The 23,383-nt window shown below is 58.6% G+C and carries 17 protein-coding genes; 6 read left to right on the forward strand and 11 right to left on the reverse strand.

Annotated elements, in window-relative coordinates; genetic code table 11:
* Positions 1 to 56 precede the first annotated feature (56 nt).
* Positions 57 to 1,559 carry an acetyl-CoA hydrolase/transferase family protein gene (locus HMPREF2651_RS02420; protein WP_049181182.1) on the forward strand — a complete coding sequence of 501 codons (1,503 nt, stop codon included), beginning with the start codon at positions 57 to 59 and terminating at the stop codon, positions 1,557 to 1,559.
* Between the two features lie 98 nt (positions 1,560 to 1,657).
* On the opposite strand, the gene serA is transcribed toward HMPREF2651_RS02420, so the two are convergent.
* The 5 genes from serA to HMPREF2651_RS02445 form a co-directional block, all read right to left on the reverse strand.
* Positions 1,658 to 3,253, reverse strand: a complete 1,596-nt coding sequence (gene serA, locus HMPREF2651_RS02425) for a phosphoglycerate dehydrogenase (RefSeq protein ID WP_038629526.1) — start codon at positions 3,251 to 3,253, stop codon at positions 1,658 to 1,660.
* A 239-nt stretch (positions 3,254 to 3,492) separates the two neighbouring features.
* On the reverse strand, positions 3,493 to 5,217 hold the full coding sequence (locus HMPREF2651_RS02430; protein ID WP_049181181.1) for a hypothetical protein: 1,725 nt from the start codon (positions 5,215 to 5,217) through the stop codon (positions 3,493 to 3,495).
* Positions 5,218 to 5,498: 281 nt separating this feature from the next.
* The gene (gene ilvC, locus HMPREF2651_RS02435) at positions 5,499 to 6,515 is read right to left on the reverse strand and encodes a ketol-acid reductoisomerase (RefSeq protein WP_038628558.1); all 1,017 of its coding nucleotides are present in this window, start codon (positions 6,513 to 6,515) and stop codon (positions 5,499 to 5,501) included.
* Between the two features lie 53 nt (positions 6,516 to 6,568).
* Positions 6,569 to 7,072, reverse strand: coding sequence for an acetolactate synthase small subunit (gene ilvN / locus HMPREF2651_RS02440; RefSeq protein WP_038628556.1), 504 nt, complete (start codon positions 7,070 to 7,072; stop codon positions 6,569 to 6,571).
* Positions 7,073 to 7,106: 34 nt separating this feature from the next.
* Positions 7,107 to 9,017, reverse strand: a complete 1,911-nt coding sequence (locus tag HMPREF2651_RS02445) for an acetolactate synthase large subunit (protein ID WP_038628554.1) — start codon at positions 9,015 to 9,017, stop codon at positions 7,107 to 7,109.
* 394 nt (positions 9,018 to 9,411) lie between these two features.
* On the opposite strand from HMPREF2651_RS02445, the gene HMPREF2651_RS02450 reads away from it, so the two are divergent.
* The 3 genes from HMPREF2651_RS02450 (at position 9,412) to ilvD (ending at position 13,619) form a co-directional block, all read left to right on the forward strand.
* Positions 9,412 to 11,049, forward strand: a complete 1,638-nt coding sequence (locus HMPREF2651_RS02450) for a mechanosensitive ion channel family protein (protein WP_239663058.1) — start codon at positions 9,412 to 9,414, stop codon at positions 11,047 to 11,049.
* 57 nt (positions 11,050 to 11,106) lie between these two features.
* Positions 11,107 to 11,640, forward strand: coding sequence for a PH domain-containing protein (locus HMPREF2651_RS02455; protein ID WP_038628550.1), 534 nt, complete (start codon positions 11,107 to 11,109; stop codon positions 11,638 to 11,640).
* Between the two features lie 134 nt (positions 11,641 to 11,774).
* Entirely contained in the window at positions 11,775 to 13,619 is a 1,845-nt protein-coding gene (gene ilvD / locus HMPREF2651_RS02460; protein WP_038628548.1) for a dihydroxy-acid dehydratase, read from the forward strand.
* Positions 13,620 to 13,634: 15 nt separating this feature from the next.
* Here the strand turns inward: ilvD and HMPREF2651_RS02465 are convergent, their stop codons facing one another.
* Positions 13,635 to 14,519, reverse strand: a complete 885-nt coding sequence (locus tag HMPREF2651_RS02465; RefSeq protein WP_239663057.1) for a hypothetical protein — start codon at positions 14,517 to 14,519, stop codon at positions 13,635 to 13,637.
* A gap of 75 nt (positions 14,520 to 14,594) precedes the next feature.
* Entirely contained in the window at positions 14,595 to 15,974 is a 1,380-nt protein-coding gene (locus tag HMPREF2651_RS02470) for a DoxX family membrane protein (protein ID WP_239663056.1), read from the reverse strand.
* A 76-nt stretch (positions 15,975 to 16,050) separates the two neighbouring features.
* Here HMPREF2651_RS02470 and HMPREF2651_RS02475 point away from each other — a divergent pair, with 76 nt between their 5' ends.
* Positions 16,051 to 17,127, forward strand: coding sequence for a glucose dehydrogenase (locus tag HMPREF2651_RS02475; protein WP_239663055.1), 1,077 nt, complete (start codon positions 16,051 to 16,053; stop codon positions 17,125 to 17,127).
* A gap of 12 nt (positions 17,128 to 17,139) precedes the next feature.
* Here HMPREF2651_RS02475 and gatB read toward each other — a convergent pair whose 3' ends face one another.
* On the reverse strand, positions 17,140 to 18,648 hold the full coding sequence (gene gatB / locus HMPREF2651_RS02480) for an Asp-tRNA(Asn)/Glu-tRNA(Gln) amidotransferase subunit GatB (protein ID WP_049181176.1): 1,509 nt from the start codon (positions 18,646 to 18,648) through the stop codon (positions 17,140 to 17,142).
* Between the two features lie 53 nt (positions 18,649 to 18,701).
* Here gatB and HMPREF2651_RS02485 point away from each other — a divergent pair, with 53 nt between their 5' ends.
* Entirely contained in the window at positions 18,702 to 19,535 is an 834-nt protein-coding gene (locus HMPREF2651_RS02485; RefSeq protein ID WP_049181175.1) for a class I SAM-dependent methyltransferase, read from the forward strand.
* A gap of 26 nt (positions 19,536 to 19,561) precedes the next feature.
* Here HMPREF2651_RS02485 and HMPREF2651_RS02490 read toward each other — a convergent pair whose 3' ends face one another.
* From HMPREF2651_RS02490 to HMPREF2651_RS02500, 3 genes are all read right to left on the reverse strand, one after another.
* Complete coding sequence (locus HMPREF2651_RS02490; protein WP_070585963.1) at positions 19,562 to 21,025, reverse strand: YkvI family membrane protein; 1,464 nt, start codon at positions 21,023 to 21,025, stop codon at positions 19,562 to 19,564.
* A 143-nt stretch (positions 21,026 to 21,168) separates the two neighbouring features.
* Positions 21,169 to 22,200, reverse strand: a complete 1,032-nt coding sequence (locus HMPREF2651_RS02495) for an ATP-dependent 6-phosphofructokinase (RefSeq protein ID WP_038628534.1) — start codon at positions 22,198 to 22,200, stop codon at positions 21,169 to 21,171.
* Positions 22,201 to 22,253: 53 nt separating this feature from the next.
* Complete coding sequence (locus HMPREF2651_RS02500; RefSeq protein ID WP_070585964.1) at positions 22,254 to 23,378, reverse strand: ABC transporter substrate-binding protein; 1,125 nt, start codon at positions 23,376 to 23,378, stop codon at positions 22,254 to 22,256.
* Positions 23,379 to 23,383: the final 5 nt, after the last annotated feature.

A 23,383-nucleotide genomic window follows, 5' to 3' on the forward strand; every position in this document is an offset into this window, starting at 1 on the left:
GCGCATGCTAGGTTAGGCGACAAAACTAAAGTCGAACAGTCAATCTAGGAGATGACATGTCTGATCGCATCGCACATGCCGGTTTGCGCGGCAAAGTAATGACCGCCGACGAGGCGGCACAGTTTATCAATCACGGTGATGCCCTCGGCATCTCTGGCTTCACCGGTGCTGGCTACCCGAAGGCTCTGCCGACTGCGCTGGCAAACCGAGGCAAGGAACTCCACGCCAAGGGTGAAGAATTCGCTGTCGACATCTACACCGGCGCTTCCACCGCCCCGGACTGTGACGGCGTGATGGCAGAAGCTGACATCATCCGCTACCGCATGCCGTACCAGGGAGATCCGGCACTGCGTAAGTCCATCAACGCCGGCAAGGCAAAGTACCAGGACATCCATCTCTCCCACTCCGCGCTGTACATCGAGCAGGGCTTCCTGCCGATTGACGCCGCAATTGTAGAGGTCACTCGTATTACGGAAGATGGACACCTCATTCCGTCGTCAAGCGTTGGCAACAACGTCGAGTGGATGGACAACGCTGACAAGATCATCATTGAGGTCAACTCGTGGCAGTCCGAGGAACTCGAGGGCATGCACGACATCTACCGCATTCAGCACCTGCCTAACCGCACGCCGGCGCCGATCAATGCCCCGGGTGATCGCATTGGTACCCCTTACATCGACATCAACCTGGACAAGGTTGTCGCAGTTGTCGAGACCAACGCGCCGGACCGCAACTCCCCGTTCAAGTCGTTGGATGAGACCTCGAAGGCCATTGCTGGCCACTTCCTCGACTTCCTCGAGGGCGAAGTTCGCGCGGGTCGCCTGGCTTACGACCAGTACATCATGCAGTCGGGCGTCGGTAACGTGCCGAACGCTGTGATGGCAGGTCTGTTGGACTCCAAGTTTGAGAACATCAAGGCCTACACCGAGGTTATTCAGGACGGCATGATTGACCTGATTGACGCAGGTAAGATGACCGTCGCTTCGGCTACCTCCTTCTCCCTGTCTCCAGAAGCAGCCGAGCGCATGAACAACGAGGCTGCTCGCTACCGCAAGAACATCATCCTGCGCCCGCAGCAGATCTCCAACCACCCGGAGGTTGTCCGTCGTGTGGGCCTGATCGCCACCAACGGCATGATTGAGGCCGACATCTACGGCAACGTCAACTCCACCCACATCAACGGCAGCCGCATGATGAACGGCATCGGTGGTTCCGGTGACTTCACCCGTAACGCCTTCGTTTCCTCGTTCATCTCGCCGTCGCTGGCGAAGGACGGTGCGATTTCGACAATCGTTCCGTTCGCTTCGCACATTGACCACACCGAGCACGACGCCATGGTCATCATCACCGAGCGTGGATTCGCTGACCTGCGTGGCCTGGCACCGCGTGACCGCGTGGCTAAGATGATTTCCGTTGCACACCCGGAGTACCAGCCACTGCTGGAGGAGTACTACGAGCGCGCGCTGAAGACCGCTCCGGGCATGTCGACCCCGCACGATCTGCGCACTGCCTTCGACTTCCACGTCAACATGATTGAGAAGGGCTCGATGAAGGGCTAAGGCTTGTAAAACTAGCAGGCAAACAAAAAAATCCCCTCCGGTTGGAGGGGATTTTTCATAGGCTAGGAAGTAGCTCTAAAACGCCTAGTCGTTCAGAACTAGTCCAGCTCAAGCTGCAGAGCATGAGTAGCGGAGATTTCCTCGGCAATCTTCTCGACGAGCTCCTCCGGAACCTCCTTGGAAACACGCAGTACCAGGATGGCAGTCTGATCTGCTTCCTGCGGAGACAGAGCAGCAGCCTCGATGTTGATACCGGACTCACCCAGGGTGGTAGCTACGCGGCCCAGAGCACCCGGAACGTCCTTGTACAGCAGGAAGAGGTTACGGCCCTGAGCACGCATGTCGATGCCGCGGCCATTGATACGAACAATCTTCTCAACGCGGTTCAGGCCAGTGAGAGCACCAACGACGGTAGCGGTGGAGCCATCAGCGCCGATGACCTTGACCTCGAGGACGGAGCGGTGGGAGACGGACTCCGGCTCAGTCTCGACAGTGAAGGTCACACCCCGCTCTTCTGCAATACGCGGAGCGTTAACGAAAGTGACAGGCTCTTCCACCATGAGGGAGAACAGTCCACGGATTGCTGCCATCCCCAGAACGTTAACGTCCTCAGTGTGCAGCTCACCGCGAGCGGTGACCTCAACAGCGGCCGGAGCGCCCTCCAGCAGACCACCAGCAACCAGACCCAGCTCACGAGCCAGCTCGAGCCACAGGGCCACCTCTTCGCCAACAGCGCCACCGGAAACGTTGACGGCATCCGGGACGAACTCGCCAGCCAGTGCCAGCAGTACGGACTTAGCGACATCGGTACCGGCGCGGTCCTGAGCCTCAACGGTGGAGGCGCCCAGGTGCGGAGCACAAACAGTTTCCGGCAGGCCAAACAGCGGGGAATCCGTGCACGGCTCGGTCGCGTACACGTCGAAGCCAGCACCGCGGATGTTGCCAGCCTTAATCGCGTCGGCAAGCGCCTGCTCGTCGACGAGACCGCCGCGGGCAGCGTTGATGATGATCTGTCCCTTCTTGGCCTTGCCCAGGAGCTCAGCATCGAACATGCCAGCGGTTTCCTTGGTCTTCGGCAGGTGGATGGTCACGAAATCAGCGCGAGCCATCAGGTCTTCCAGCTCAACCAGCTCGACACCGAGCTGAGCAGCACGGGCCGGGTTCGCGTACGGATCGTACGCAATGATGTTGGTCTCAAAAGCAGCGAGACGCTGCGCAAACAGCTGGCCGATGTGACCGAAACCGACGATACCGACAGTCTTGCCGAAGATTTCGACGCCCTTGAAGGAAGAGCGCTTCCACTCCCCCTCACGCAGGGACGCGTCCGCAGCCGGCAGCTGGCGAGCGGTGGCCAGCAGCAGTGCGATTGCGTGCTCACATGCAGAGTGAATATTGGAGGTCGGAGCGTTGACAACCATGACGCCGCGCTTGGTAGCGGTATCGATGTCGACGTTATCCAGGCCAACGCCGGCGCGGCCGACGATCTTCAGATTCGGAGCAGCCTCGAGGACTTCCTGATCCACGGTGGTAGCAGAGCGGACGAGCAGTGCGTCAGCGTCACCAACCGCAGCCAGGAGCTCAGCGCGGTTCGGGCCATCTACCCAACGGACCTCAACAGAATCCCCCAATGCGTCCACTGTGGACTGTGCCAGCTTGTCGGCGATGAGGACAACGGGGCGAGCGTTCTGGCTCACAAGCATCTCCTGGTTTGTCTCGAAAAATTTATGCAGTATGTGCGGTGTCACTTAAGAAAACTACTAAAGCGTGCACGCGCATTACGTCTCATCATAAACTCTGGGGGTGAGGCGCGGGGGTACTTACCTAAGCAAAACGGCGCTTACTACCCTTTGTTTAGGGAGTAAGCGCCGTTGCCCCCGACATTCAAGTCGGCAAAACTCTTCGCGTTTTATTTTTATTTCTGCTGGTCTATAACCTACTGGTACGTAACCAACCATGGACGCGGTTCGATGTTCATGGTCTCCTCAGGAGTAAACATCGGCTGGTCCTCGTCGATGAAGTTCTTCCACGCCTCGAAAATCTCCGGCTGCAAATCCTGCAGCATGACGTTCCAGGTCTCAAACTTTTCCTGCGCGGTGCCATGGCCGTCGGCATGCAGTACGAATGCGAGCTCCGGGTGCGACAGATCCAGCGTCTCGCGATCGCGAATCATCTGTAGCTGGAACTGGTGCAGCATCAGCATCTTCTGCGGAAGGTTGTTCTTACGAGTCAGCTCAGCCAGCCAATCAGCAACGCGGTTGACCTCTTCAGCCTTAACGTGACCAACCTGAGTCGCCGGAACCTGCCCCGGTTCCATCTTCCACTCCGGATCCAGCGCCAGACCGACGTTTGGCATCTTCAGCAGTTCTTCGTAGAACTTGGCCTGGTCCAGGAAGTCTGCACTGCCCGGCTGCAAGTCGATGATGACGTAGCCGCCGGCCTTGGTCATGGCCTCGACGTACGGCTTCAGAGTCTCAACCGGAGCTGGCTCAGAGTAGTCACCGCGCGGGCCCGGGTCTGCCTGTGCGACTGAAGCAATAATCTCGAAGGCCGGCAGTACCGGATCATCAGCGAACTTCTCGTACTGCTTGACGTAGTCCTTCGCGCGGGCGACGGCATCCTCCGGATCATCCTCGCCCATCACACCCAATGGAGCGGCACCTGGGTGACCATACGTCGCAATCAGATGACGACCGGGGAACAGCAGTGTGCCTCCACCCGGCAATTCCTTAACCTTGTCATTTTTGGCAAGCTCGATGGACTGATCGAACTTGTCCTTATCGCCGAAAACCTTACCCAGAGCAATCAGGGACTCGCCGTCGCGAGCAGCCGAAATCGACTCAGAGGTAGCACGCGCGTCGCCCACTGGCAACCAACTGACCTTCAGACCAGCGGCGCGGGCCGTAGCAATGGAGGCCAAACCAGTACCCGGTGCGGCCAGTGCCAATTTGTCTTTGACCTCCTTTGGCGATCCCTTCGGCAGCGTGATGCTCTCCTGCCCCTTGTCATCCTGCCCATCGCTGGCGCGATCCTGAGCTTCCTGGTTGGCGCCCCCATCCTTCGTTGCGTCACCCTTGACGACAGTGGGCTTCTCCGGATCCATCTCAACGACAGCGCGAGTCGGCTTCGACTCCGTCTCTTTGAGAACCTTGAATTCAGTACCGACAAGCTCCTTGAGGCCATCGGTCGTACCCGGATCTGCAATAACCTGACGCTCCTCTCCCCCGGTCAGGTCAACTGCCCCCACTGTAAGGACTGTCTTTGCGCCCAGGCGGTCAATCTCTTTTTCCACATCGGCGATATCAGCGCCAGTATCGTGGCCACGAGCGTCCTTCTTGGGACTCTTGGCGGTACTGTCATCTTCCGCATCTTCGGCAGAACCAGCCACCAGCATCGGCAGCCCAGCAGCAACCGCAATGCCTGCCGCCCGACGCTGCTCAGCTGCACCAGCCGAGGAAACGACAACTGCTTCCGAACTGCCGATCAGGCTTTCCGACGCTGCGATGTCGTCGCTAAGCACCGTCGACTCAGCGTCCACCTTCTTCGTGGAAACAGCACTGTCGGAATTACCACACGCGACCAGGGCGCTCGATCCCAGCGCCAGACTGACCGTCAGAGCAACGGTTGCCGTCACGCGCCGCGTCATTGCGGATACTCGCACATTTACCTCCGTGAAATGATTTGATTGCAACGATTAGACTATCGAACGTTTTTGTTGAGGGAGACCTTTAAACCCAGATTAGAACCCCGGATACGACTGGGGCTACACCCGTTTGGCCGTAGTTGCTTTTATCTCAGACGTTTATCCCACCCGTCTACCCCACACGTTTCAGTGAAAGAAAACGAGTAAGAGAGATACGAAAAGGGCCTCATCACGGCGGTGAAGCTCAGTGATGAAGCCCTACTTCGCGAACAAGCGAAGGATTCGCTTAAGCAACAAACTTAGGCGGTCTCAGCGCGAGCGTCGACCTTAACCCAGCTCATCAGGTCGCGCAGCTTGGAGCCGACCTCTTCAATCTGGTGGTTGTTGTAGGAAGCGCGCAGGTCCTCGAGCTCCTTGTTGCCGCCCTCGACGTTGGCAATCAGACGCTTGGTGAAGGTGCCGTCCTGAATGTCAGACAGAATCTCGCGCATGTGCTGCTTGGTATCAGCGGTAATAACGCGTGGGCCAGACAGGTAGCCACCGAACTCAGCGGTGTCGGAGACCGAGTAGTTCATGTTGGCAATACCGCCCTCGAACATCAGGTCAACAATCAGCTTCAGCTCGTGCAGGCACTCGAAGTATGCCATCTCCGGCTCGTAACCAGCTTCAACCAGAACCTCGAAACCGACCTTGACCAGTTCCTCGGTGCCGCCACAGAGAACAGCCTGCTCACCGAAGAGGTCGGTCACAGTTTCTGCCTCGAAGGTGGTCGGGATAACGCCAGCGCGGGCGCCACCGATAGCTGCAGCGTAAGACAGAGCCAGGTCGCGCCCCTCGCCCTTCGGATCCTGGTCAACGGCGATCAGGCACGGAACGCCCTTGCCATCGACGAACTGACGACGAACCAGGTGACCCGGCCCCTTCGGAGCAACCATACCGACGGTGATGTTGTCAGCCGGCTTGATGAGGTCGAAGTGGATGTTCAGACCGTGGCCGAAGAACAGCGCGTCGCCGTCCTTCAGGTTCGGCTCGATGTCCTCGCTGTAAACCTTTGCCTGGGTGGTGTCCGGAACCAGCACCATAATGACGTCTGCCCATGCAGCGGCATCTGCGTTGGACTTAACCTCAAAGCCAGCTTCCTGGGCCTTCACAGCGGACTTGGAGCCTTCACGCAGACCGATAACAACCTCGACACCGGACTCGCGCAGGTTCTGAGCGTGAGCGTGGCCCTGGGAACCGTAGCCCAGGATGGCAACCTTACGCCCCTGGATGATGGACAGATCAGCATCGTCGTCGTACAGCAGTTCAATAGCCATTAAAATTAGCCTCTTTTCGAATCGGATTCGTTAAAAATCTTAGCGTTTAGTTGTTAGCGGGGCTGGAGCATCGGCTTCGGCCCGCGTGCCATTGCGACGGTACCGGACTGAATGAGCTCACGGATACCAAACGGCTCGAGGACCTCCAGCAGGGCTACAAGCTTCGAGCGCTCACCCGTCGCCTCAATGATGACAGACTCTTGAGAGACGTCCACCACGCGGGCACGGAAGAGATTGGCGGCATCGACGACCTGCGGACGATTGGTGTTGTCGCAGGAAACCTTCACCATTAGCAGTCCGCGCGACACCATGGTCTCTGGGGGCTGGCGAACCACCTTCAGCACGGGCACTAGCTTGTTGAGCTGCTTAGTGATCTGTTCGATCGGCAGCGTCTCCGTCTCAACCACGACAGTGATGCGGTTGACTCCCTCGGTCTCAGTTTCACCCGAGGTAATCGACTGGATGCTGAAACCTCGGCGGGTGAACATGCCCGCAATGCGGACCAGAATACCCGGCTCATCGAGGGTCAACACGGATAGAGTGTGCAGTTCAGCCATTTTGGGACTCACTTCCTGTTGCTTCGGATCCCGATTAGCGGGTCTTCATGGACGGGTGGTTAGCGTCGGGCTGCTTCGCGGCGTCCTCGGCGTTGTCCACAACAGTGCCGTGGATGTCAGCCGGGGTCTCGGCCGCTGAGTTCTCATCGTTGAACAGCGGGCGCAGACCACGGGCGTATTCGACCTCATCATTGGATTTGCCAGCTGCCACCATCGGCCACACCTGAGCATCCTCACCGACAATGAAGTCAATAACCACCGGTCGGTCATTAATCTCGCGTGCCTTCTTAATTGCGGCCGCGACATCTTCCTTCTTGGTCACGCGAATCGCCACGCAGCCAAGCCCCTCGGAGAGCTGGACGAAGTCTGGCAGGTAGGAGTTGTCCTCCGGGCGCAGCTTGGTGTTGGAGTAGCGCTGATCGTAGAACAGCGTCTGCCACTGACGAACCATGCCCAGGTTACCGTTGTTGATCAAGGCAACCTTGATGGGAAAACCTTCCATTGCACAGGTGGTTAGCTCCTGATTGGTCATCTGGAAGCAACCGTCACCATCAATGGCCCAGACTTCCTTTTCTGGAGCAGCCGCCTTGGCGCCCATCGCAGCCGGGATTGAGTAGCCCATCGTGCCGGCACCACCGGAGTTAAGCCAGGTGCGCGGGTTCTCGTACTGGACGAACTGCGCTGCCCACATCTGGTGCTGGCCGACGCCAGCGGCATAGATGGCCTCCGGGCCAACGATGTCGGACAGGGTCTGAATTACAAACTGCGGAGCGATTGCACCATCAGCGGGCTCTTCCCACCCGAGGGGGAACTCGTCGCGGAGACCGTCGAGAAGCTTCAGCCAGTCGGCAATCTGGGGGCGACTAAGACCGAGCTTGGTGTAGGACTCGCTAAGTGCGGCAAGGACCTCGCGGGCATCGCCGACGATGGGAACGTCAACTTCACGGAGCTTGCCAATCTCTGCCGGGTCAATGTCTGCGTGGATAACCTTCGCGTTCGGCGCGAAGGAATTCAGATCACCGGTAACACGGTCGTCGAAACGCGCACCGATAGTGATGAGCAGGTCGGACTTCTGCAGAGCAGCGACGGCGGACACCTTGCCGTGCATGCCCGGCATACCCATATGCAGCGGGTGCGAGTCCGGGAATGCGCCGCGAGCCATCAGCGTGGTCACGACCGGAACTCCAGTCTGCTCGGCGAACTCGACCAGCTCCGTGGAAGCATCAGCCTTAATGACGCCACCACCGATGTAGAGCACCGGACGCTTGGCCGCAGCAATCATCTCAGCTGCTTCGTCAATCTGACGCTGGTGCGGAGTCGTCACAGGACGGTAGCCCGGCAGGTCAATCTCCGGCGGCCAGGTGAAGTCAATCATCGTATTCTGGAGGTCCTTCGGAACATCGACCAGAACCGGGCCTGGGCGACCAGAAGAAGCCAGGTGGAATGCCTCAGCGAGCGCGCGCGGGATGTCCTCAGCTTCGGTGACCATGAAGTTGTGCTTAGTGATCGGCATGGTCACACCGCGGATGTCAGCCTCCTGGAAAGCGTCAGTACCCAGCAGCGGGCGACCGACCTGACCGGTGATGGCGACAACCGGAACGGAGTCCATCTGAGCATCCGCGAGCGGGGTAACCAGGTTAGTAGCACCCGGGCCGGAAGTCGCGATACACACACCGACCTTGCCGGAAACCTGCGCGTAACCAGTGGCAGCGTGACCAGCTCCCTGCTCGTGGCGCACGAGGACGTGGCGGAGCTTTTCCGAGTCATAAATCGGATCGTAGAGCGGAAGCACTGCACCACCGGGGATACCGAAGGCTACCTCAACACCAAGCTCTTCAAGAGATCGGACAATGGCTTTTGCACCAGAAATTCGCTCGGGGGCGCTGGTGCGCGCCTTAGCTGCGAATTGGGCGGGCGATGGGGTGTGCTGCTCGTGCGCGTTCACGATTTCGCTCCTGGGTCATGGTGGGCAACTACTCAACTCACATTCACGCGAAGAAGCTACGAATGTGGCGTTGACTACAACCTTAACGTCCACATAGTGAGAAGTCAATCCCGCCAACTGGACACCCCCGCCCGCTTAACACCCGAGCGCCTACCCACTTCCCACCCGTTTCCCCACAGCAGTCCCACCCCAGCTTTGGGAATCACTTTACCCAGAAACACCCCCACCCCCGATACGCTGGTGCACCCGAGACGGCGCAGAGGCGGTGTATCCGAGTCGGCACGCCAGAGCGGCTCACCTCGAAGCTCCTCTTTATGCATAATTCCTTATCTTTAAACTCAGCCCATCTTAAGGCGAACGACCTACGGTGGAGAGCATGGAATTTTTACAATTCATGTTGTTACGGGCATGGCAATGGATAGCCAGCAACGGTCTTGCCATTGCAAGCCTGGCCATTCTGCTAATTCTTGTTCCCCGCATCCGACGTTTCGTTCTGGCAATCGCAGACGGAAATATCTCCTCTGAGGACGAGCAAGCCAAGGGACGACGCGCGCTCATTGGCGCTGTTGTTTACATCGTCGAAGTTATTGCGTACTTCGTCTTAATCATCGCGATTCTGTCGAAATTCGGAATCTCGCTAACCGCCGCCGCCATCCCCGCAACGGTTGTTTCCGCTGCTGTTGGTTTTGGTGCCCAGGGAGTCATCGCCGACTTCCTCGGAGGCATGTTCATCATTGCCGAGAAGCAGTACGGCATCGGCGATTGGGTTGAGTTCCATTCCCCTTCCGGCACCGTGCAGGGCGACGTCGTCAATATGACATTGCGCGCCACGACCATTCGAACCCTAAACGGCGAGGAAATTATCGTGCCGAACTCCGAGGCACGTATGTGTATCAACTACTCCTCGCAGTGGTCGCGTGCCGTCGTCGAAGTACCGGTACCGATGACCGCCGGTGGTTCCATTAAGGATTTGGAAGAGCGCACCGTCGCCGCTGCTAAGCGCGCAATCACGCTGGACTCAATCAAGGACTCCGTTCTCTCCGAAATCAAGATGCAGTCCTCTACAGAGCTCAATCCACCAACGGTTATGGGGCTGCCGTGGACCGTCACCATGCGCTTGATTGTCGACTGCAAACCGGGCGACCAATGGCTTATCGAGCGCGCCATCCGCGCCGCAGTCATCGACACCTGGTGGGATGACTACGGCGAGCGCGCCCAACAGACCCCGTTTGCTCCCGCCGAAGAAATCACCGGCCACGTCCGCGATGACACGATGATTGAACAGCTCAAGCAGGCCGACGCTAAGCGCGAGAACAAGCAGGCGCTTGACGACGTCGACAGCGCTCCAACCGAGGTTGTCGAAATGGTACCGGACACAGCAGTCGAGCCAGTCACCGCGGAAACTAAGCTGATCGAAACTCAGACCGTCGACAAGCAAGACGAGAATGAGCGATCCGATCTTCCGCACGCGGGAGCCGATCTTGACGATGCGCGACGCGAGCAGGAAGACAGTGAAAGCAACAGCGCCATCCGCAAGCTGATTAACCACCCCGATTGGAAGACACTCACGACGCGCCAGAAGGTTCGTCGAACCCTCTCCGCAGGTGGGCGCGCTCGCGTTTCGACGATTGTACTCCTGGTAACCTTACTGATTCTCTTCATTTTGAACCTGATGACACTCGAAACTGAGGACGGCCCATCTGGATGGTTGGCACCGAGCAGGTGGAACGATCGCGTAGCGACACAGGAAGAGGACTCGGAAGAGTCGTCGGCACCACAGTCATCCAACCAGCCGACTAGCACCACACAGAATGTGCAGCCCACCGAGACCACTCAGCAGAATCAGACATCTCAAAACCAGCCAACGGAGACTTCTCAGCAGCCGCAGAACACACAGAACCGCACACCTTCGACCACCACCTCCACCCAGCCAAGCTCCGAGCAGAGCAACACTGGCAACGAGGACACTGGTGGATCGCAGTCGACGGACTCCACTAACAACGCGGAACCGAACTCGGCTGATACGCAATAACGCGCAACCGCCTACCGTGCACTAGCCAATCCGAACTACCCGCTACAATCAATAGCCATGACTGACTCGACTCCACAGCCAAAAATTGCGACGCAGCGATTTCGCCCACAGAAGACGCATCTGTTCATCGTTGCGTTCATGGTCGTGCTGTGTGTAATTGCCGCCGGCTTTACCCCGTGGCTGGCCGTTACCTTCCTGGCACCGTTGATTTATACGCTTTGGATTTTCCGAGTACGCACCACCGTGGGGTCACGCGGCATCACTGCGGTTTATCTACTGTCCCAGCGCCGTTCGGTGCCCTGGAGTGATTTTGCAGGCATCTTCTTCAACAAGGGCGGTCGAGCCTTTGCGGTCACCAAGTCAGATGAGCGTATCGCGCTGCCGGCCATCTCTTTTAATTCACTGCCCGAGCTAAAGGAAGCCACCGGCGGTCTGATTCCGGATCCGATTACTTCGGCTCGCATGGCGGAAAATGACAAGGTCGAGGTCTTTGACCGCGATGGCTACTCCGTAATGAAGAAGGCCAGTGAGGTTGAGGCTGACGCCAAGGTTAAAGGCGCTAAGGCTAAAGGCGAAGCCTCTGCTGAGTAACATCTAAGCAGTCCACAAAAGCCCCTAAATCTCATTATGCGGACACTAGTGACCGCGAAATGAGACATTAGGGGCTTTTGTGATTAGTATGGACAATTAGTTACCTTGCACCCTATCTAGGAAGGGCAGCCCACATGATCCCCCTTCGCTCTAAAGTCACCACTGCCGGACGTAATGCCGCTGGCGCTCGTTCCCTATGGCGTGCGACTGGCATGTCCGATAGCGACTTCGGCAAGCCGATTATCGCAATTGCAAACTCTTACACCCAGTTTGTGCCAGGGCACGTGCACCTGAAGGATGTTGGCGACATCGTTGCGGAAGCTGTAACCGCGGCAGGTGGTGTCCCCCGTGAGTTCAACACCATCGCCGTCGACGACGGTATCGCAATGGGACATGACGGCATGCTCTACTCGCTGCCATCCCGTGAAATTATTGCCGACTCTGTGGAATACATGGTCAACGCTCACACCGCTGACGCGTTGGTGTGTATTTCCAACTGTGACAAGATCACGCCAGGCATGCTCAATGCGGCTCTGCGCCTGAATATCCCGGTGGTCTTCGTTTCCGGCGGGCCGATGGAATCGGGGTCATCGGTTGTTATCGATGGCGTCGTCAAGCCTGGCTCTGACCTAATCTCGGCTATTTCTGCATCCGCGAATGACAAGGTCGATGACAAGAACCTGCTGGACATCGAGCGCTCGGCGTGCCCGACCTGTGGTTCTTGCTCGGGTATGTTCACCGCAAACTCGATGAACTGCCTGACCGAGGCCCTCGGCCTGTCCCTGCCGGGCAATGGTTCTACGCTGGCGACTCAGCAGGCTCGCCGCGACTTGTTCACCCGCGCCGGTGAGCTAATCGTGGACCTGGCGAAGAGCTACTACAACGATGGCGACGAGTCCGTGCTGCCGCGCAACATCGCCAACCGCGACGCATTTGTCAACGCCATGACGCTCGATGTTGCCATGGGTGGCTCCACCAACACCGTGCTGCACATTCTCGCTGCCGCGCAGGAGGGCGAGATTGACTTCGACCTCTCTGACATCGACGCGATTTCCCGTCGTGTTCCGTGTCTGTCTAAGGTAGCGCCGAACTCTGACTACTACATGGAGGACGTCCACCGCGCCGGTGGTATTCCAGCCATCCTCGGCGAGCTGCGTCGCGCCGGCCTGCTGCAAATGGATGTCCGCTCTGTACACTCCCCGTCGTTGGAGGAGCACCTGGATAACTGGGATATCCGCGGCGGCAAGGCCACTGACGAGGCCATCGAGCTGTTCCACGCAGCACCGGGCGGTGTGCGCACCACCGAGCCGTTCTCCACTTCCAACCGCTGGGAAAGTCTGGACACGGACTCCGAAAATGGCTGCATCCGCGACTTCGACCACGCCTACACCAAGGAAGGCGGTCTCTGTGTCCTGCGCGGCAACATCGCCGAGGACGGCGCTGTCCTGAAGACCGCGGGTATTGGCGAGGACCAGTTCCACTTCGAGGGCACCGCTCGCGTCGTAGAGAGCCAGGAAGAGGCTGTCTCTGTCATCTTGAACCGCACCTTGCAGCCGGGCGAAGTTCTCTTCGTCATCTACGAGGGGCCGTCAGGTGGTCCGGGCATGCAGGAGATGCTGCACCCGACCGCATTCATCAAGGGTGCTGGTCTGGGTAAGGTTTGCGCCCTGGTCACCGACGGCCGCTTTTCCGGCGGTTCCTCTGGACTGTCGATTGGTCACGTTTCCCCGGAGGCCGCTGCAGGTGGCGCAATCGGTCTCGTCCGCAACGGCGACCCAGTGTACATCGATGTCGCAGAACGACGCCTCGAAATTCAGGTGTCCGACGAGGAGCTTGCGGCCCGCCGTGATGAAGAGCTCAAGCGCGATAAGCCGTTTACTCCCCACAAGCCACGTCCGCGCAAGGTGTCCAAGGCGCTGCGCGCATATGCCAAGATGGCGTCCAGTGCGGATAAGGGCGCGGTCCGCATTGTCGACTAGCTAGATCAAACCCGCTTAAAGGCCTGTGCTTACCGCACGGGCCTTTGGCGTTTCTAGGGTAGCTTTGCGCCCAGTCTTCCGCGTGGGCTTCACCCAATCCCGGTACTCGACGTCGGCAATCCCCTCAGCGACGTCCTCGGTGTGTGCATATTTGCTGCCCTCGGTAATGGCCGCCATTACATATCCGGGGCCAAAAACAACGGAAGAGTGCCACGAACGCCGGTTGGACCAGCCCATCTTCGCGCCTTCAGAACCGGGCAGGCCGGCAAGACCAAAATTCTGTCGATAGCCATCGGCAGCAATCGGCGACCAGTGTCGCATCGCCTCAAGCACCTCAGAATTAGGATGCTTCAGACGAAGCTGGGAAATAAAAGACACCACATCTTCCGCAGTGGTCCTCGATACTCCCCACTTTTCTCCGCCGGAGGTGTTGAACAGGCCGTACTCGGTCGCAACGGAATCGACCGATTCCGGGTACTTCCGGTAGAAGTCGGCTGCCAAATCGTCGTCGGAACGCGAAATCATCTTTTCGACGCGCTCGGCATCGTCGGCAGTGCCGTGTTCGAGCACATACTGACCGATATACAACTTAATCAGGGATAGCGCCGGCAGCGGGCGTTGCGATGCCTGGCTGCTGTACCCCACGCCCACCGGCTCGTAGCTCACCGCCATTTGCGTGCGTGGGTCAACCTCAATCAACCCTTCGGCGTTGAGGTCCATGCGTGGCAGACTCACCTGATGTGTCGGCCAGACGCTTGCCGACGAGACGGAGGCTGCAACCTCACTGTGCTCATCGGCAGCAGCTGTCGATGGTGAGTGGATCGACGTTGTCGCGCCTATCGAAGACATGAAAAAGACCACCGCGAGGGTGGTCTTTAGTGCGTGTCTCGACTTTAGCATAGGGGGCATTGTACCCCGGCCCTAACTGAGAACCTAGTTTAGGCCGCTCGACTGTTTGTGTAGCTGCGAGCTGCCTTAGCCGATAAACGGCAGCGTGCCGGTCGTCAGCCACCACAGGCCAATTGCTGCAGCGATGGACAGAATTCCGAAGATCCACGACGATGCCAGTGGACGACGAGCCCAGCCGCGTCCGAAGTCGATGCCGATGCGGCCCGGGCCGGTGAACTGCAAGCCAAGTGCCATGGCGGTCATCAACAGTTGTAGCTGAAGGTTGCTGGAATCCTGGCCGACGATATTCACGCCATTGGCAGAGGTAGCCACATCAAACATGCTGAGGTAGGCGGACAATGCCAGCGCCAATGCTGCGGCCAGCGGTGTCGCAAGCCCTAAGATGAGCAGGGCACCCGCGATGAGCTGAACCGTTGGGATGGCAGTGGCCATCACAGGGCCGAGGGCGAAGTTGTTCTGGCTAAACTGTGTCTCCAGCGCAGTGGTGCCACCGGAGCTGCCCCAGCCGAGCAGCGTTGTCAGGCCATGGACCAACAGCAGCGCACCCAATCCAAGACGCAGCAGCAGGAGGCCGAAGTCGGTGGTACCGCGACGGAACTCCGGTTCGTTGTCGTCGTTGAAGTCCGTGTCTTCATCGTCGTCAGCAGCGGCGGTAGTCGTAGCCGCAGTTGCCCCGGCGGCCCCTACGCCTGCTCCTGCAACACCAGCGGCACCAGCGGCACCAGCGGTATCGCGAGAGGCAGCCGGTTCAGCGAAATCCGATTCATCGAAATACTGAGTCTCAGCTGCGGAATTGCGTGCAGAGCCATAGGTTGACTCCGCCTCATCGTCGAATGCTGACTGTGCTTCCGACTTATTTGCGGCAGTTCCCGCTGTGGACGCTGCTGCCGCTTCAGAAGCCGAGAAGGCTTGCGTCGGCTGGCTGAAATCCTCATCTGAATCAACGCGCTCGCTACGGGCCGGCTGCTCAAAGATCTCGGTCGCCTCCGACTCCGGGGCTACCTCCGACTCTTTATCGGCCGCGGGTGCCAATTCAGTTTCGGCCTGTTCATCCCGCGGCGAAGGCTTACCGGCAGGGCTAATCACCTGAGGTGCCGTGCGGCCTGCAGCGGCGTAGGCGTCGTAGCGCTTCTTCGGGGTTTCCTGAACTTCAGGCTCCGGTTCCGAGCTCGGCTCGACCTCTGTCTCTGCCACTGTCTCTGATGCAGCGGCGGATTCCGGCGGCAGGTTTTCTTGGTCTACCTCCGCCTCCGGCTCCTCATCTACGCGCTTTTCCGGCACACCCGGAAAAATTTGCGTTGCGGTGTTGTCGCTGTCATCGCGGTTGGTTTCTTCGTTCATTGGCTCAGCGAGCTTGCGGTAGGTCGGGACGTCGAGATCGTCATCGAATCCGTCCTCCACATTCTCGAGGGCGCGGTCGTTCGGGTACTTCTCTGAGTCGCTCACATCGTCCACATTAAAACTACTGCCTCACTTTTGGTCGCAGGCGTGGCCGTGAAACGAGGCTGTATTGTGTATGCCTATGGGATTCCACCTCGTCCACACCAGCAGTGCACAGGCTCGCGCTCGCGGGCGGCGTCGTCGTGCTGCGCTCGCCGCTGGTGTCGTCGGGATGGTCTCTCTTTCCGGCTGCATGAGTGCCTCGAGCGCGCTTGAGTTGCCGTTTACTGAAGACAAGTCAGAACCGACAGGCATTGCCATGCCGAAGTTTTCCTCCCCTGATTTGCCCTCTACCCCGGTCCCGACCACGGAAAGCAAAGCCAAAGACAAAGGTCCCTGCGACCTCGATGATGTCACTCTCGCCGCCTGCCTACCGCTTACCACCGCGCTAGCCTCAACCGGCCCTGGGGAAGCTCTCGTCGCCACCGACGACGGTGCACTCACCGCTGTCGCACCGGGTAAGACACCGCGTGAGGTCGCACGGCTCGGCGCCCCTGCAAAACAACTGCTGCCCAGTCCCTCGGTTGAAGAGGACCGTCAGGTCTTTGTTTTGCGTAACGACGACACCATTGCGCGCGTCACCCTCGTGGAGGGCAGCACCGCTGATGTGCGCGAACTTCCGGACCTCAGCGAGCCCGGCATTCTCGGAATCTATTTTGACCGAACTTCGGACACCCTGTCCCCGCGCAAATTGCTCGTGGGAGATCCAGGCATTGAGTTTCAGCAGTTCTGCCATGGTCCGGACGGAATGCCGCCGTTGGCAACCGCCATTCTCGACGGCACCCCACAACTGGTTCAGCTCACCGGCCCTGTGATTAACCCCCTCGGCGGTGTGGACCTGAACGATTCCATCGGTGGATGCGCAGTGATGGGTGACCGCGTGGTCATTGCCATCCCAGACGCGCAGAAGGTCATCTCCATGCCGGTGGGTCCGAAGTCAAGTGGGCCCGACGCGGCGTGGGAGGTCAAGGGTTCCCCTGAAGTGCTTGTCGACGGCGACTTCGGCCACATCTCGTATGTAGCGGCTGTCGCAGCGAATCAGGGTATTGAAGTTTGGGGTGCCACGACCAACAAAACCGCCGGGGCACAACCGTCGGAGTCCGACGAACGCGTCGTCAGACTGCCGAGCGATGGTGCCGCCGGCGGTTCCCCGGATTAGCTTTCAGGGAGGCTAGCTCAGCTTCTTCGCAATCAGCTGGTTGACCTGAGCCGGGTCTGCCTTGCCGCGGGTGGCCTTCATGACCTGCCCCACGATGGCACCGACGACCTTCTTGTTGCCAGCTCGGTACTTCTCGACGATGTCCGGGTTAGCAGCCAGTGCATCGTCGACGGCCTTCTCAATAGCACCGTCGTCGCGAACGACCTCCAGGCCACGGGCAGCAACGACCTCATCAACATCGCCCTCGCCTGCGAGCACGCCGTCGACGGCCTTACGGGCCAGCTTGTTGGTCAGCTTGCCCTCTTCAATCAGTGCAATCACACGTGCAACCTGTGCCGGGGTAATCGCGAGCTCAGCCAGCTCCACGCCTGCCTCGTTGGCCTTCTGCGCCAGGTAAGCGACCCACCAGGAACGAGCCTCAGCCGGACCGGCACCAGCCTCAACGGTGTCGACAATCAGGTCGAGAGCGCCGGCGTTAACCAGGTCGCGCATTTCCTCGTCCTTCAGACCCCACTCTTCCTGAATACGGGCACGACGCACCCACGGCAGCTCCGGCAGAGTTGCACGGATTTCCTCCACCCACTCACGCGGCGCAATCACCGGTGGCAGATCCGGGTCGTTGAAGTAGCGGTAATCCGACTGCGATTCCTTCGGGCGGCCCTTGGAGGTCGTGCCGTCGGTCTCCTGGTAGTGGCGGGTTTCCTGAACAATCTCCTCGCCATTAGTAATCGCAGCAGCCTGGCGCTGCATCTCGTAGCGAACAGCCTGTTCAACCGACTTCAGGGAGTTGATGTTCTTAGTCTCGGTACGAGTGCCGAACTCCTCCTGGCCGATTGGGCGCAGGGAAACGTTGGAGTCCACACGCATCGAGCCCTGGTCCATGCGGGCATCGGAGACGCCGAGGGACTTCACCAGGTCACGCAGCGCAGAAACGTACGCACGAGCAACCTCTGGGGCACGCTCCCCTGCACCGAGAATTGGCTTAGTAACGATCTCAATCAGCGGAATACCTGCGCGGTTGCAGTCCACCAGCGAACGCGTAGCACCGTGAATACGACCATCGGCACCGCCCAAGTGCGTCAGCTTGCCGGTGTCCTCTTCCATGTGAGCGCGCTCGATTTCGACACGGAACTCCGTGCCGTCGTCAAGCTGAACGTCAAGATATCCGTCGTAGGCGATTGGTTCGTCGTACTGCGAAATCTGGTAGTTCTTCGGCTGGTCCGGGTAGAAGTAGTTCTTGCGCGCGAAGCGGGAGGACTCAGCAATCTCGCAGTTCAGCGCCAGGCCAATCTTGATGGCCCACTCAACGCCCTGACGGTTAACCACGGGCAGCGCGCCAGGTAGGCCGAGGCTGCAGGGATCGACGTTGCTATTCGGCTCGGCACCAAAGTGCGCCGAAGAGGGGGAGAACATCTTGGTATTCGTCGAGAGCTCGACGTGAACCTCCATGCCCATTACCGGATCAAAACGTTCGAGGACCTCATCAAAGTCCATCAAGTCATCAGCGTATGCAGCGGTCATGTTTGTAGAGTCTACTAGCGATGGCCCCGCAGGCGTGCCCTAGGGTATAAGTCGTGCCCGGAGTTAACGAACACCCACCGATTCCACCGACGTCAGCACGCGAAACGCCAACGTTCCGTGACGCCGCTGACCGCCACCGCGCAGGCGCTACTTTCGACGACGACCTACAAGAAAGCGCTGACGGCGCCACTGGCTACCACCGCGTACGCCCCGGATATCCTCCAACCGTCAGTGAAGCGCTTACCCGCCTTGCACCGCGCCCACAGGTAGTCGCCGATATCGGCGCCGGCACTGGAAAACTCACCGCCTCGCTTGCCGACGTCTACCGCGACGCCACCCTGCTGGCACTCGATCCCTCCACCGCGATGCGGCAAGCACTGATGCACAATGTGCCAGCGGCGGAATGCCTGAACGGCACTGCGGAGCACACGGGACTGGAGTCCAACAGCGTCGATGTAGCAACATGTGCGCAGACATGGCACTGGGTGGACCCGACAGCTGCAAGTAAAGAACTCACTCGGGTGCTACGCGCGGATGGCGTGGCTATGTTGGTGTGGAACACCTTGGATGTTTCCGTACCGTGGGTGCATCGGCTCAGCCGTATCATGCACGCCGGCGACGTGTTGCGTCCCGGCTTCTACCCCGAGGTTGGCCCGGAGTTGGAGCTAGTCGATGAGGTACGCCTGGCCTGGGAGCAGACACTGACCATCGAGGACATCGTGCTGCTGGAACGAACCCGTTCCTATTGGCTTCGTTCCAAGCCTGCCACACGCGCCAAGGTGGAGACGAACTTACATTGGTATCTCCACGAACACTTGGGGCACACATACGAAGAAGGCATCGCCCTTCCCTACCGGTGCGATGCCTTCTATTTTCGAGCCACCTAAATTTTCGAGCCGCCTAGTCGCGCTAGTTACTTTTCTTTCTTCGGCTTAGGGTGAGCCACACGCTTCAATGCGTTCTTAGTCTGTCCGGCAAGCTTCTTCGGCGCAGTAGCCGTGACCTCGCCTGGGAAGGAGTCCCTCGCGGTCTCGCGAGGATTGTCCTCATCGGAGGCTTCCTCGATTTCGGAAAGTTTCTCCAGGCGCTCATTATCCTTTTCTACGATGCGCTCGGCGTCATCCTCGGTGAATTCAACATTATCGTCGCTAACCAGTTCCTCGACGATGTCGTCGCGGACGCTCTCCTGAAGATCGACGTTGGAAATGTTGGAGTTGGCCAAAGCGCGGTCGAGCTTCTTCTGATCGGCGGTGGTGAACTTCTTGTTCGGATGCATCTTCCGGCGTGCGAGCTTACGGATACGGCCGCGACGCTTCGACTCCTCCATCAGCTTGTTACGTCCAGCCAGGTACGCACCACACAGAATCACGATAAGAGCGATACCGACGTAGCCAAGGGCCGGGTAGATGGAGCCAACCAGGGCCTTGAAACCGAAGAAGCTCAATCCAAAACCAATCAGCACCGTCACGATGAATACCAGTCGGAAACGCTGCGGAGTATTGCGTGTCAAGCGGCGACCCAACGCGTAGAACATACCGATGGCGGTACTGAAAATCATGGCGTAGATGATGATCGCCATCACCGTACCCAGAACCGGATGAATTTCATTGACAATTGCCAGAGTCGGCATATCCTCATGGCCAACGGACTCGACCTTGAAGAAGAGGGCAAAGGTCACCAACGTCAGCAGACCTGCGTAAATGGTGCCGCCCATGAGACCACCGATGCCAGCTTCACGCGGGTTCAGGTAGCTACCGCCAATGACGATGGACATCGATACGGCCACCATCACGCAGAAACCAACATAGTTCAGGGCAGAAACAGACCAGTGCGGCAGCGAGGTCGACAGTTCAGTGGTGTACTGCGCGGCCTCCGACATCGAAGTATCGGTGGTGAACAAAGTGTAGATACCGGCTCCCAGCAGGAACACGATAATGAATGGAGTGACCATGCCGATCACTCGGCTGACCTTGTCCGCATCCAGCATGCCGACACCCAAAGTCAGGGCAACCATGATGACGGCGCCGATCCACACCTCAAGTCCGAATTGCTGATTCAGGTTCGCACCGGCACCGGCGAACATGACGAAGCCGGTACAGAACAGCGTGATCATCACGGCGATGTCCAGAATCTTCGAAACCCAATTGCGGGTGATTACGTCGAAGACCTCGGAGTGCTCGTCAGCCTGCAAGTAGCTGGCAATTGACAGCACTGCCAGGCCACTGGCAATCATCACGACGGAAGCGAGTACAACGCCCCACAAGCCGTTAGTGCCAAATGCCACGAAGTACTGCATCATTTCCTGGCCGGATGCGAATCCGGCACCGACAGTTAGGCCGACAAAGGCCATCGCGATTGTTGTGGCTCTTTTCCACATAACGAGAAAATCCTAAATATAAGTCTATTTTTCAAAACCGGAACCTTACAAAGCATACTGCCCGAGCTGGTGATTGATACACCAGCTCGGGCAGTATGCCTATTTTGTTACGAAGATGTGCCTAAATGTTTAGCAACGCGTGCTTAACCAAACAGCGCAGCAGCGGCACGGTAACGGCCATCCGGCACAACCTTCAACTCAGCAACCGCATCGTCGATGTCGATACGCTCGATGTTCTCACCGTGCAGAGCGACAATCTTGCCGAAGTCCCCCTCGTGTACTGCTCGGGTGGCATGGACACCGTAGCGGGTAGCTAGCACGCGGTCGTACGCAGTCGGCGTACCGCCACGCTGAATGTGGCCCAGAACCGTGGTGCGAACGTCGTACCCGGTGCGCTTCTTAATCTCCGCGCCAATGACCTGACCAATACCGTTGAAGGTCTGGTGACCAAACTGGTCAACACCGCCCTCTTCGTACTCCATGGTGCCCGGCTTCGGGGTGGCGCCCTCAGCGACGACGATAATGCCGTACTTCTCACCCATCTGGAAACGGCGCTCCATCGACTTCACAATCTCGTTGATGTCGAATGGCTTTTCCGGAATGACAATGTGGTGAGCACCGCCGGCCATACCCGCATGCAAAGCAATCCAGCCCACGTGTCGACCCATGACCTCAACAATCATGACGCGCTGGTGGGATTCCGCAGTGGTGTGCAGACGGTCAACCGCGTCGGTGGCAACAGCCACAGCCGTGTCGAAACCGAAGGTGTAGTCCGTACCGTTGACGTCATTATCAATAGTCTTCGGAACACCGACAACCGGCACCCCATTGTCCGAAAGCCACTTGCCGGCCTTCAGCGTACCTTCGCCACCGATTGGGATCAGGGCATCGATGCCCGCATCAGAGAGATTTTCCTTGATGCGGTCGAGGTTAGACATGAGAATGTCCGGATGCACGCGGCCGGTGCCCAGCATCGTGCCGCCACGCAGCAGCATGCGGTCAATCCGCTCATCGTCGTAAAGCTGGACCCTACGGTCTTCCATAAGACCAATCCAACCGTCCTCAAAACCGACGACGGTTGAGCCGTACTCGCTCGAGCTGGTACGGACAATTGCACGGATAACGGCATTCAGACCGGGACAATCTCCACCGGAGGTAAGGGTCGCAATTCGCATGATGCCCACCTTAGTCGCGTTAGTCAGTTCGTGCTTGACGGCCTTGGTCGAAACTACTTCTGCAGGTACTCCTGCCCTGGTAGCTCGGACGGTAGCTCCATCTTCGTCGTCACCTCCGATGTCGGCAGAAGACCATATTCCTCGAGCGTCTTGCGCACGTACTCTGCGGCATCGACGTTCAGCGGAGACTCCGTCCACAATGCAATCGGTAGGTTAATAAAGCGATTCTTCTTGACCGCCTCGAGATCCTTCGTTGCCGGATTCGTGCGCAGAACCTTGATCTTCTCTTCAAAGGTCTGACCCGGATAGTCCACAATCGCGATGAAGTCTGGATTCATCTCCGCGACATGCTGCCAGGAGGTCGTAGTCCAGGTGTCCTTAATCGACTCGGTCGCATTGGTCGCACCAGCCTTGTCCAGGATGCCCTGCGGGGCACCAAAGGAACCCGAGGTAAACGGGGCGTCACCAGCAGAGTCAAAGAGGAAACCCACCGGCTTCTTGTCGCCCTTCGGTGCGGTATCCAGGGCATGTAGACGGTTATCAATATCCGCAATAACCTTGTCGCCCTCACCGTCGTGGCCAGTCAGGGTAGCGATGTTCTTCAGATCAATTTTGACAGCTTCCCACGGATCCACCAGACCACGAGTATGCCCCGGGTCGCCACTGCCTTCCTTGCCCGCCGAGGCTGCGTCACCAGTGCGGCAAGATTCCGTCAGGGTGTAGGCGCCGATACCGTGCTCGGAAAGCGATTCCGGGGTAATACCCTTATCCTCGCTAAACCCATAGCCCCATCCCGCCAGCATCACATCCGGCTCGGCCGCAATAACTTGCTCCAGATTCGGGTACTCCTTCGCGACCTCCGGCTTCTGCGCGATTGCATCGCCGTAAGCTGCGGTCAACACCGGCAGATGCGAGGCCATAGAGCTCACCGCTGTGATCTCATCCGCAGCCCCCACCGCCAGCGCCAGCGAAGCAATATTGCCGTCATTGATTAGCAGTTTCTTAGCCACACCCGGGTAACTAACTTCTTCACCGCAGTTGGTGAGAGTAAGGCCTGACGACGAGGCCTGCGTTCCCTCATCAGAGCCACAGGCGGCGGCTCCGAATGCCAGAGCAGCCACAGCGATACCAGCTGCTGAGGCACGAAGAGGACGTCGGAAAGTGTGTCCGTAATTCATGGGAA

This window comes from Corynebacterium sp. HMSC063A05 (genome assembly GCF_001809695.1).
Classification (GTDB): Bacteria; Actinomycetota; Actinomycetes; order Mycobacteriales; family Mycobacteriaceae; genus Corynebacterium; species Corynebacterium amycolatum.